Annotated in this window: 10 protein-coding genes; 6 read left to right on the top strand and 4 right to left on the bottom strand. The window is 45.4% G+C overall.

Translation table 11 applies throughout. The features are described from left to right. Positions 1-18: 18 nt before the first annotated feature. Positions 19-2,340, bottom strand: a complete 2,322-nt coding sequence (locus MKX40_RS04770) for a beta-L-arabinofuranosidase domain-containing protein (protein WP_339239832.1) — start codon at positions 2,338-2,340, stop codon at positions 19-21. 201 nt (positions 2,341-2,541) lie between these two features. On the opposite strand from MKX40_RS04770, the gene MKX40_RS04765 reads away from it, so the two are divergent. Then, the gene (locus tag MKX40_RS04765; protein ID WP_339239831.1) at positions 2,542-3,306 is read left to right on the top strand and encodes an AraC family transcriptional regulator; all 765 of its coding nucleotides are present in this window, start codon (positions 2,542-2,544) and stop codon (positions 3,304-3,306) included. Between the two features lie 129 nt (positions 3,307-3,435). Continuing rightward, a complete protein-coding gene (locus MKX40_RS04760; protein WP_339239829.1) occupies positions 3,436-3,948 on the top strand; it encodes a GNAT family N-acetyltransferase in 513 nt (170 codons plus the stop codon). A 200-nt stretch (positions 3,949-4,148) separates the two neighbouring features. On the opposite strand, the gene MKX40_RS04755 is transcribed toward MKX40_RS04760, so the two are convergent. Beyond that, positions 4,149-5,192 (bottom strand): 2,3-butanediol dehydrogenase, encoded by a 1,044-nt coding sequence (locus MKX40_RS04755; protein WP_339239828.1) that lies wholly within the window; start codon positions 5,190-5,192, stop codon positions 4,149-4,151. A gap of 116 nt (positions 5,193-5,308) precedes the next feature. Here MKX40_RS04755 and MKX40_RS04750 point away from each other — a divergent pair, with 116 nt between their 5' ends. Continuing rightward, a complete protein-coding gene (locus MKX40_RS04750) occupies positions 5,309-6,220 on the top strand; it encodes a LysR family transcriptional regulator (RefSeq protein ID WP_339239827.1) in 912 nt (303 codons plus the stop codon). Positions 6,221-6,396: 176 nt separating this feature from the next. Here MKX40_RS04750 and MKX40_RS04745 read toward each other — a convergent pair whose 3' ends face one another. Next, on the bottom strand, positions 6,397-8,151 hold the full coding sequence (locus MKX40_RS04745) for a HAMP domain-containing methyl-accepting chemotaxis protein (protein ID WP_339239825.1): 1,755 nt from the start codon (positions 8,149-8,151) through the stop codon (positions 6,397-6,399). A gap of 295 nt (positions 8,152-8,446) precedes the next feature. Between MKX40_RS04745 and MKX40_RS04740 the strand changes: the two genes are divergently transcribed. The 3 genes from MKX40_RS04740 to MKX40_RS04730 all read left to right on the top strand — a co-directional run bounded on the left by MKX40_RS04740 (position 8,447) and on the right by MKX40_RS04730 (position 10,250). Then, positions 8,447-8,794 carry a helix-turn-helix domain-containing protein gene (locus MKX40_RS04740; protein WP_339239823.1) on the top strand — a complete coding sequence of 116 codons (348 nt, stop codon included), beginning with the start codon at positions 8,447-8,449 and terminating at the stop codon, positions 8,792-8,794. 155 nt (positions 8,795-8,949) lie between these two features. Further along, the gene (locus tag MKX40_RS04735; RefSeq protein ID WP_339239821.1) at positions 8,950-9,291 is read left to right on the top strand and encodes an antibiotic biosynthesis monooxygenase; all 342 of its coding nucleotides are present in this window, start codon (positions 8,950-8,952) and stop codon (positions 9,289-9,291) included. Positions 9,292-9,359: 68 nt separating this feature from the next. Beyond that, positions 9,360-10,250 (top strand): SDR family oxidoreductase, encoded by an 891-nt coding sequence (locus tag MKX40_RS04730; RefSeq protein ID WP_339239820.1) that lies wholly within the window; start codon positions 9,360-9,362, stop codon positions 10,248-10,250. Positions 10,251-10,521: 271 nt separating this feature from the next. Here MKX40_RS04730 and MKX40_RS04725 read toward each other — a convergent pair whose 3' ends face one another. After that, positions 10,522-11,874: an amino acid permease gene (locus MKX40_RS04725; RefSeq protein ID WP_339239818.1), complete on the bottom strand. Its 1,353-nt coding sequence runs from the start codon at positions 11,872-11,874 to the stop codon at positions 10,522-10,524. Positions 11,875-12,270 lie beyond the last annotated feature (396 nt).

The following is a 12,270-nucleotide window of genomic DNA, read 5'->3' as shown; positions in this document are numbered from 1 at the left end:
TTCACACCATGCCTCTTATCATGCAAAGAGAGATTCGGGTTTGCTTCGCGTAGTGCGTACCTCGACAACTTTCCCGGCACAGCCATTGTCGCCCTCCGCCTGGAACATGACCTTAACGCTGTCTTTACCTGATGTAACGGACTCAGGAATATTATAGGTCACATAGAATACGTCGCCGATTTTGTTCATATGAATTCGCTGCTCTCCAATGCGTGTGCCATCCACGGTAATGGTGAATTGTCTCTCATACAACACACCTTCCCGTTCAAATGTGGAATAATCTCCACCCCAATAGGCCACACATAGATAATTGGTTGCGGCGCGATCCACCGCCAGTTGGTAGCTGAAGTAAGCCCCGCTGACACCAAAAGCCTCTCGCCACATATGCAATTTCTTACGTCCATCTGTGGTTGAACCGTTATAATGCTCACCACGGCAGTTGCTATCCAGTTGATGTCCTATCTCATCCTGTTGACCGTCCGCCTGAACCCTGTCGATCGTGATATCGTTCAACTCTTTTTCGAGCGCATCACCTTCATCGTTAAACGGCCAATACACGGTATAAAATTCATGGTGCACATCATAGAACGGAATCAGCTTCACGGGTTCTCCCGTGGAAGTGACATCCTTGTTAAGTTCAAATGTTAACGTGTCTGCATCTACGACCTTGATCCACTCTCGCACATCCTCCTGCTCCGTCCAGATCACAGGTACAGGTGCGGTCTTGGGATTCAATGCTGTTTCGTCCACAATTGTGTCCTCTGGAAGACCCTCGCTTCCCAGTGCACCGGCGAGCACAATCGGGCCGTACAGAAAGGCTACTTTGTGCGCATCATCCCGGGCAGTGTACTGGCGAAGCGACATCGGCAGGGTGATTGTGATGACATCGCCCGCAGACCATGTGCGGTCGATGGACAGATAGCCGGGTTCCATCCGTGTATACGGATGTTCCGTATCCCCGTTAACCGTTGCCGTCATTGGCTGTTGCAGCCATGAGGGCACGCGTAATCTTAGATGGGCCGAGGCGCTGCCTTCGGTGATCGTCAGGGTCACCTTTTCCGAATAAGGAAAGTCGGTTTCAAGCTTCAGGGATATTCCCTGAGCGATCCAGTCCAGCTGGGAAGCGATATACAGGTTGACGTAAAGGTCTTGCTCGTCTTCGAAATAGATCGCCTCGGCATATTTGCCCGGGTTCTCCATGCCTGATCCTGTGCAGCACCACCAGGCGGTATCGTGAGTTCCATAGATTTTGTAGTGCCCTTGCAGTGTTGAGGCAAAATACGTTTTGTTCCCCGTATCGGGGTCCTGCGTGCCGAGGATGTGATTATAGATGGCGTTTTCATAATAGTCCATGTAGGCGCTATCGTGATTCCAGGCGAAGAGTTGTTTGGTCAAATGCATCATGTTGTGGGTACAACAGCTCTCTCCTGTTTTGATGCCCAGACTCTCCATGCCCTTCGCTTCGTAATGCTCCGAAATGCTCGTCGCGCCAAATACGTAAGAACGATGATGCACTGTCGTGTTCCAGAAAAATTCTGCCGCTGTCTTATAACTCTCATGGCTATGGTCCTGATTGTAGATTTCGGCAGCACCGATCACTTTGGGAATCTGAGTATTGGCGTGTCTGCCTTGAAGATCGTCCTGCTTCTGCTCCAAAGGTCTCAGGATCAATTGATGGGTAAACTTATTGGCAATCTCAAGGTATAAGGCCTTGCCCGTGATCCCATACAAATGTGCAAATACTTCATTCATGCCCCCGTGTTCACTTAGAAGCATCGTCTGCATCTGTTCTTCTGTCATCGGGAGTAAACCTTCTACCGCCCAGTCTGCAAATCGAGTAACCACCTCAAGTGCCTGTCCGTTACCAGTGAGTTTATACGCATCAATCAGACCGCGATAGATTTTGTGCACACTGTACCAGGGAACCCAGTATTCACCGATATTGAATCCACCGATATTCTCTGCTCGAAAAGCCATGTGGAAAGGTTCTTCGGACAAACCACCGATATACCCGCTCCCCGTGGTCTCTTGGATTCTCGCCAGTTCGGTGACAGCATAATCCAGTCTTTCTTTTAACGTCATATTCCCGGTTGCCTGATACGTCACAGCCAGGGCAGACAGATAATGTCCAAGGGAATGTCCGCTGATGGTACGTGCCTCCCAACCCGCGTAGCGTTCTTTTCGGGCAGGTAAACCATGAGCCTCGAAGCATGGAGCCAGGAACCGATCCATATCCAGCGATAACAGGTAACGCTCTCCCACCTCTTGTGATGTTTGGAACACACCATGTAACAGCTCTACATGTTCCGGTCCCAGAAATCCTTTTTTCGTATCAATCATGACACTCACTCCTTCACGGTATGTACTAGACAGATATGCACTTGTATTTTCATTGATACATCCAGAGGGGTAAAATCCGTGTTCCGTTCCATATGTCCTATACTCAACAATCCACCCCACTGCTTGAATAACCCCATGTTATCAAATAAAATGTAATAACATCAGACTCATAATCCAAGAAAAGGTGGATAAATCCGTCCTATGCAAAAGCCACTGGAACATTACCTTTGCGGCAAGTTCATATCCGACGGCAACTGGAGCCACATGAGACGCAGCATGCCTGTCCATGAGATCATTTTGATGCTGGAAGGTGAGATGTACATCGCGGAGGACAACGAAAAGTACGTAGTTCGTGCCAACGATCTGTTGTTTCTGCGCGCGGGTCGCACCCACTATGGCTATCAGGTCAGTGACACACCCGTCAGCTTCTACTGGGTTCACTATGATGCCATCCAGCCAGAATTCAACCAATTCAGGACACATGCCACCATCCAGGTACCTTCCATGGCCAATCAGTTATTCAAGCAGCTGCTGCATGTGTCATCCTTCTCACCGGAGGAAGCCGACGCTGCACTACTATTGTTGTTCAGAGAACTGGAGCGTAATATAGAGGCCGATTATCGCCCGCACAATGCGATTGTGGACCATATCTGCAAGTGGGTCGATATTCATCTGCATACGAACATCACCGTGAGTCAGATTGCAGAGAATTTTAATTTTAACAAAGACTATATCTCCAAGATGGTGAAGCGCGAGAAAGGTACCGGGCTCAAAACCTATATCCTCACCGAACGTATTCGCCGGGCGAAACAACTGCTGCTCAATACCAATGCCAGTGTAAAAGAAATCGCCGGACAGTGCGGATTCTCCGATTACAAGCTGTTCCTGCGCATGTTCAAACAATACGAAGGCAATACGCCAACCGAATATCGCAATCATCTGTATTCCACACAACTCAATCGCTGATAAGCTTTGACCTATAGAAATGACTGAGTGAACTATAGAAAATTTGAATGAATCGGATGGAATCCGTTATGGTAAAATGCAAGAAAACTCTATATCATACTTAACCCATAAGAGAAGAGGAATTAAAAGATGACAACGGCTGCCGTTACGATTCATCCCGCCACAGAAACGGACCATCCAGAGATTGTAGATATCCTTATTGCAAGTTATGCCGAGTATCGGGAGACTTTTGAGCAAAATGAACGCTGGGAGGCCTACTTAAAAGACATTCGAGAGTCCGTGGTTAATCCGTACCTGACACAATTATGGATCGCCAAGATTGATGGTCAGATTGTTGGTACAGTCCAATTATTCGAAACAGCGCGCAAGGCTTATCCAGACTTTGAATTGCCAATCGATTATCCGTTTATTCGGCTGTTAGGTGTTGATCCAAAATGGAGAGGTCATGGGATCGCCAGAGCATTGCTCCAGCAATGTGTGGAATCTGCCAAAGACATGGGCAAAAATACGGTGTATTTATATACGGGCGGTCAGATGGTGAATGCCATCCGTTTATATGAGCGTTTTGGATTCTATGAGGATAAGGAATTTAGCTCCGAGAGTAGCGGGGGTAAGGCGATTTGCTACCGCTATGATTCCTAGTTTTGGGTATTAGCTTAACGAACCGCGATCAGCGGAATTGATTCATAAAGAGTAGCTAGTGAAAGATGACTGTTCTACTTGAATAAAGCGAAAAAGACCATTCATGCGGATGAATGGTCTTTTTCGCGATCTAAAATTTATACTTCAGTTACGTTGATATGAAAATCTATCCTTGTTAGTGAGAAGTTAGCGAAAAGTCTTTAGCCGCCGATCTCCACCAAAATCTTCGCATGGCTCTTGTCGCTCATCAACAGCTCAAGCCCTTCCTGCACGATGTCGTCCAGTTTAATTTTTTTGGTGATGACCTGTTTCACATCAAGCGATCCTTCCGCAATCAATGAAATCACTTCAGGGAAAATGTGGCGATAGGCCAGCGTTGCTGTCAGGTTCGCTTCCTTCACCAGAAGATCGAAGAAGTTCACTTGAAGCGGGTTCGGAATTGCCGCGATGACAACAACTTCTCCACCTTTTTTGACAACCGCAACGGCACTGTCCATGGTTGGTTGCACTCCCGCTGCTTCATAAGCCACATCGATTGCACCCGATTGTTGCAAAATCACTTCGGTTGCATTAACTTTGGCACTATTCACCGGAACAGCTCCCAGCTTGGCTGCCAAGTCCAAACGTTCCTCAAATACATCGACTGCATAGATTTCAGAAGCGCCTGCTGCTTTGGCAGACAGAATGGTCAATAATCCAATTGGACCGGCTCCGTACACGGCTACCTTATTCCCCACTTTCAGTTTGCTGTGTCGAACCGCATGAAACGCTACTGCTGTAGGCTCAACGAGCGCACCTTCTTCGAATGTTACGTTATCCGGGATGGGATGTACCATATAGGATTCAACAACAACATACTCCGCAAAACCACCATCACCATTCAGTCCAACGAATCCAAATTGAGTACACTGGTTATAACGCCCCTGGATACAGTATTCGCATTTTCCACAGTGGTACAATGGCTCTACCACAACTCGCTGCCCCACACTGATACCGCTTACATTACTTCCCAATTCACTCACGGTTCCTGCAAATTCATGCCCCAATGTCAGCGGTGCTTTCTGTCCTGAGAGCGGATGATTCTCGCCTTCTTGAATGCCCACACCATGATGATAAGCATGCAAGTCACTGCCGCAGATCCCCGCATATTCCACTTTGATTTTGACTTGTCCTGCTTGAGCAACCGGAACCTCGCGATCTTCAACACGCACATCTTTATGGGCATACCATACTGCTGCTTTCATGAAGTTCATCCCCTTTATATGATTGTCTATATATTATATCGCTGTTCATGTATTATTCATATTTATAGATACTAATGTTAACATTAGTTGTATTAATGCTAAACGGAGATGAACTCATGAATCTGGAACAGCTCGAATATGTCGTTGAAATTGCGAAAACCCAATCCTTCTCCGCTGCCTCGGAGCATCTGCATGTCACACAATCGGCGATCAGCCAATCGGTTCATCGTCTGGAGAAAGAAATGGGGATCATCCTGTTCGAACGCTCGCGGCAGGGAACTCATCCCACGCCCGAAGGCAAACAATTCATAGCCAAGGCACTGGACATTTTACAGCGGATTGATGAATTGAAATCCCTGAACGCAGAAGCCTCCTCTCTTAGCGGTGAGCTTCATGTGGCTACTTTTCCAAGTGTCATGCCCTATCTTGTTCAGTCTGCTGCAGATATGAAGCGTGAGCACCCGCAACTTAACATCTCCATTGAAGAGAAAGGGTCCATGGAAATTATCGAGGATATTCGGAATAACAAAACCCATCTGGGCTTTATCGCGATCTATGCCAAGCAATTGCGGGAATTCGATGGACTTCAGTTCAGTCCCATGTACTCGGGCAAGCTGGTAATTGGTACTCATCACCTGTCTGAACTTGCCAAGCACAGCCGTGTTTCACCAGATCAATTAAAAGAACACAAGCTGGCACTCTATCGAGATGGTTTCATCGAAGACTTTCTCAGGGAATTCACCTATGATCATGGATCTCTGTCCATTTTGTTCAAAACAAATAATTCAGAAGCCATCAACATGGTGTTACGAAACGATATTGCCGCCACGATTGGTCACGACTTTTCCTTTTACCAAAATCCATTATGGAAGGAAGGTCTGGTAAAGATGGTAGAGATCGCTGGAATCGATCAACCCAAAATGCAAATCGGCTTCGTGCAGACGGAATCCAAAGAGGCCGCCGTAGCCGCAGAACGATTCGCCCGACGCTTCAGACAGGCGATAGAGCTGGATCATCTATCAAAGTGATATGAAAAACAAAAAGTGCTCCACGCCTCTGAAGGAAGTTTGGGATACACACCAACTTCTCCAGGAACGGAGCACTTTTTTATACCTTACATCGTTACACTGACTATACAACAGACCAGTTTTTTTCTGCTGCCTCTTACGTAAACTATGGCTACAGCATACTCCAACTACAAAAACTATACTTTTACTTTACGCACGGCTTCGCTCATCTCGTTGGTCTGCTGCTCCAGCATGGTGGAAGTCTGCGCCACCCTGTTGAACATGGCCGACTGTTCACGCATCAAGCGATAGATTTCATCCGAATGATCCGAGACCCCGGCTGAGATCTGCGAGATCGTATTGACGGAGGCTGCGGCCTCTTCCGATCCTGCCGAGATTTCCTCTGCCGCAGCGGAGACTTCTTGAATGCGATGAGTCACCAGTTGGAACGCATCAACCACATGGGCGAAGGCTTGCTCCGCTTCTGCGGTAATCGTAACACCTTGTCCAATCTCCTGCGCGGTAACCCCCATCTGTGAGCCAATCTGCTGTGATTCTTGTTGAATGCGAAGCAGCAAGTCGGAGATCCGTTCCATAGATGTGCTTGAGGCTTCAGCCAGCTTGCGAACTTCATCCGCCACAACCGCAAAACCTTTGCCATGTTCTCCTGCATGAGCTGCCTCAATGGATGCATTAAGTGCAAGCAGCTTCGTCTGACTCGCAAAATCACGAACCGTGTGCAAGGCACCACCAATCTCCTGGGAATAGTTGTTCAGCACCTGAACCATCGTTACAACTTCACCTGAGACATGTGAGATGCTCTCCATCTGTGTTTTCATCAATGTCATGCTCTGTTTACCGGACTCTGCTGTAGCAAGCGCACTTGTTGCTGCATCCGATACGATCATGGAGGATTCGGAAATGTCCGTTATGCCTTTGGCAATCTCCTCCATCGCATTCGCACTATCGCTCGCGCCCTGCTTCTGCGTATGCGCCCCTTGCCTGATCTGTTCGACTGACTGATCAACCGTCTTGCTCATCTCAATCATCTCTTCGGTACTGCGATTAAATTCCTTCGTTGATTCCGATAAAATATTGGTGGTTACTGCCACGCCTTCAACCATGTTACTCACGATCTTGTTCAAGTTGCCGGACATATGTATCATTGCTTGATATGTGGTTCCAATCTCATCTTTGCTTTTCAGACGGTAAGACGTCAAAATTTGGTTGGCTTCTGCAAGCTCACCCTGCGCCATTTTTTCCACACTCGCCTTCAGCGGTTGAAGTGGTCGCAGCCCCCTTACGATAAACGTCATGACAACGGCAATACCTATAAGGGTAATTAGTAGCAATAAGGCATAGAAGGGAATACTGGATTTCATGATATCCGATTCAATGTTTCCGATCACCGATACCGCCGTATCGATACCAATTACACCTGTTACAGTGCCATTACTATCGAGCATAGGAGCGTAAGAGGAAATATAGTTGCCATAATCCTCATTATTAATAATTGAAGAACTGGCTGGTTGCCCCTGCAACAGCTTCTGGACAGCCTCCTGAGGGACATCCGTGACTTCATTAATCGGTGAAGCTTTATCCGCATCCTTCATACCGTCCACCATAATAAGTGGGGTACCTTTGTCATCTATTTTGACGAAATAGACATACATTGCACCAATCCTTACACGAAAATCATCCAGTTCATCACGAATCTTCAAGAATGCGTCATTCTCTTTGGGATCCTTGGCAAACTCGGCATAAGATGCTGTATCCAGCTGATTCACATAACTCTGAGCAATTTGGATATTGTAACTCGAAATGGCCTCCTGTGCAGCCAGTTTCATATTGGCCACCTGTAACAGCATGCTGCCAACAGCTATAATCGTCATGGCCAGTGTAACGACTGCAACAATGCGTACAACCAAACGTTTTCTAAAAAAACCGATCATCCGCTCCTCTTCCTCTCCCGTGAACCCAAGCCTTTTTGACTACACGCTACCCAAAAAACGCATGCTTGAAGCACTAAGTATGGGAAAATAGTAAACGAATATGTCGAATTAGGCAAGAAAATATTGGGTTGAAATAAAAACGCTATCATGGTTGTGGTAGCTTTGGTCGATGGAACTGCATTTAGGCTTAAATGAGTTATGTTTATTCAGTATTAGGAGTGTTGTGTAGGAAGGTTGATTGAATCAACACATGTACTATAATAATCGAAACTAAAAGAGGGATGGTGTTTCTCAATTGAAAACTTTTTATTGTGATCTGGAAATTACCTTGGATGTCATTGGCGGAAAGTGGAGACCTCTTATTCTGTATTATTTATTAAAAGGTCCTAAACGGACCGGTGAATTGAAAAGACTCATGCCAACCATTTCTCAGAAAATGTTAGTCCAGTCATTACGGGAGTTGGAGGGTGATAATCTAGTTATAAGAACAATGTACAATCAGGTACCACCAAAAGTGGAATATTCAATATCAGAAATGGGTATGTCACTTGAACCCACTCTGCGAGCTCTTTGTGAATGGGGTCAGAATTATGCAGAGAAGACATTGAGCAAGGATGAATATCAGAGAATAAATGTAGAATAGAGTAATTTCAAAATCAATTTATGATCTGATTCATCACAATTATCACTTTTTGGTTACTATATAACCAAAAAGTACGTACTATTTTAAAAGTGCTACATGGTACATAATGAGCCTTGTAATATAAAGAAAATAAAAGAATTGAGGAGTGTGTAACGATGTCAACAACCAACAAACAAGTCATTCTCAATATCCGTTTCAAAATTAAGCCCGGTAAGAAAGAAACTTTCCGCGACAATCTATTCGCGATGATTAGCCATTTCAAAAGTGAACCCACTTTTGTTAATGCGATCGTCTCCGATGATCTTGATCATTCTGATGATCTGGTGATCTATGAAATCTGGCAAGGAACAAGAGAAAGTTGGATTCAAGATGAACTTACTAAACCTTATCGTGCTGAGTATGAAGGTGCGCTTACCAACCTCATTGATGATAGAATCGTAAGCTGGCTTGAACCAGTCGGTGAATGGGGTAGTACACTGACGAATGTAAGACGGTAAGTTTTCAAGATGAGCATGTGAAACAAAATATTTTCATGTATTTATAGACGTTCAAAGGAGTTGTAAATATGGGGAAAATACTTATTACTGGAGCAACAGGTAATCTCGGAAGCAGAACGCTAGAACTTCTTCTCAAAAAAGTTCCGTCAAATCAGGTGGCTATATTAGTCCGTAATCCGGAATCTGATAAAGTGGCAAGATTTATTAAAGAAGGTGTGGAAGCCCATCAAGGCGACTATTTTGATTATAACTCTCTTCTACAAGCTTTTGATGGTGTTGAAAAAGTGATGCTCATTTCCGCGGTAGCATTTACCGATCGCAATACACAACATTTCAACGTCATCGCTGCTGCAAAGCAGGCTGGGGTTAAGCAAGTCATCTTCACGTCGATCATACGAAAAGAAAATTCAAATCTAATTTTGCCCGAAGTAACGATGTCAGACTTATTCGCTGAACAAACGCTTAAAGCATCCGGATTAGACTATACAATCCTGCGGAATCCACCGTATCTTGAAGTCATAAATTCGTTCTCTGGAGATGCACTTAAATTTGGAAGTGTGCGAGTACCAAAGGGTTCCGGTAAAGTATCCGCTGCATCTCTGGATGATTTGGCGGCAGCCAACGTAGCCGTTCTCACCGAAAACGGACACGAAAATAAGTCATATACTCTAAGTGGCAGTGAGGGAAGCTCTTTCGAAGATATCGCTGCAGCCCTCTCGGAGATTAGTGAGATCAATATCCCTTATGTTGCAATTAGCGAAACCGAATATATAGACACTATGGTAGCGAATGGCTTACCTGTTCATATGACTGACTTCTTATTAGGTTGGATGCGGGCAATCAACACTGGAGAATTCTCGGAAACATCTGGAGATCTTGAACGTCTGATTGGCCGAAAACCAATGTCATATAAGGAATTCTTTAAAATCAAATCTCCGTTTTCTAAAGTTGAAGATTGAAAGCTGACATGCACTTAAACAAAAAGGGCGAAGCATAATCTAGTACGCTTTGGTGAAATCGCCGCAAAGTACTCCACCCCTTGGGAAAAGCTACCCAAAGATTAGATATATGTCTAAATAATTAATAGGAAAGTGTTAATGTCCATTCTAGCAATCGGTTCTGGTTATAGAACAAAATATATTCGCTCAAAGTGTATAAAATAGGGACTGCTAAAAGCAGCCCCTATTTTACTTATAAAGTTTTCTCATTAATGATGACTACCCATTCATACTAAACTGTTCGTCCATTCGTCCTCCTGAATCTAATCAGGGACCAGATGATCAGCAACGCAAGCACGGCAAGACAGATGCTAATGCTGAACCGATTACCTTCATCGAACACAAACATCACCGCAATCACACTGAGACATAGTACCACCACTCCGGTGACGTAAGGGAAACCCCAAACTTTGAAGGTCGGTTGAACCGGATATCTCTTCCGCAGTTTTAACTGTGATGAGGCAATACAGATCCACACAAGGATGACCACAAAGCCCGGAACTGCGAGCAATACACGGAACAGTTGATCCTGCGCGAACAGGCCAAGCATGGAACCTCCAAGCAATACAACCGCGCACACCAGCAAGATATTAACCGGGCTACCGTTACGATTTGTCTGTGATAATGCCTTCGGAGCTTCACCACCCACTGCCATGGAATGCATCATCCGGGATGCACCGTAGATCCCTGAATTTGCAGCGGACAGAACTGCCGTCACCAAAATAAAGTTCATAATGTGTGCTGCTCCTGGTAGTCCCGTTGAGGCGAGTACCTGTACAAACGGACTGCTTTCCGGCCCAATCTCATTCCATGGGATGAGACCACAGATGATGAGAATCGGCAAGGTGAAGAACAGAATAATTCGAAGCATGAAATTGCCCACGATTTTGGGCATCACTTTTTCTGCATTTTTCGTCTCCGTCAGAGTCAGACCAATCAGCTCCGATCCCCCATAAGAGAACATGACCACAAGCAATGCCGAGAAGATCGATGACCAACCGTTGGGGAAGAACCCGCCTGCTTGTGTATAATTTTGCAGATAAGGGGTGTTATCACTTGGAATAATGCCAAAGATCAACCCTGCACCCAGGAAGATAAAAATGATGATCATGGCAATTTTGATCCCGGCCAGCCAGAACTCAAATTCCCCGAACACACCCACACTGAGCAGATTAACAAGTATAATGAACGCCGCACACCCCAGACTCAGCATCCACAACGGTACTTCTGTAAACCAATACTGCAAAAAGCTCCCGGCGGCAATCACCTCAATAACACATACCGATAACCATAGGAAGCAATACATCCATCCCATAACAAAGGAAACTCGGCTACCGAATGCTTCCTGCACGAAGTCTTTCATATTCTTGTTTTTATACACCGTAGCCATCTCCGCCATCGCGGCCATAACCACCAGCAACAATAATCCGGCAAAAATGTACGTGATAATAACGCCCGGACCTGCGAGTCCGATCGTCTCTGCGCTGCCTTTGAAAATCCCTGTACCAATCACACCGCCCATAGCCATAAAACTGATGTGTCTTGGTTTAAGCTTCTTCTGTAGTGTTCCTTCTGTCTGAGCCAATTCAAATCCTCCTGATGTAAAAAACGTCTGTAATACTGTCTTGTTTCATAGACATAATGTCCAGTATACCCTATTGTCCAGCAATCAGCCCAGAAGTTCCTTATGGCCAATTCATCCCAAGCATATTTGGACATAACCTATGTTTTATACCCCACAATGGCACAAAGCAATCTGTATACAATCTAGGTAAGCACCACAGCAATTATAGGAACATAACACCAAGACGGCAAACAGCGGATTCATCTGATCTAGCCACCAATATATCATCCACAGCTCCCTCCACCCTTTTCATAGCATGGTCCATGTTACATCATTGCGTGTATTCTACTCTTTTTCCAACTTTAAAAATGTACGATATGTTGCAAAATAAATAAAAACCAGCATCCTGTACAAACA

Origin of the sequence: Paenibacillus sp. FSL R5-0517, from assembly GCF_037974355.1 — a bacterium.
Classification (GTDB): Bacteria; Bacillota; Bacilli; order Paenibacillales; family Paenibacillaceae; genus Paenibacillus.
This window is presented reverse-complemented; position numbering and strand designations above follow the sequence as displayed.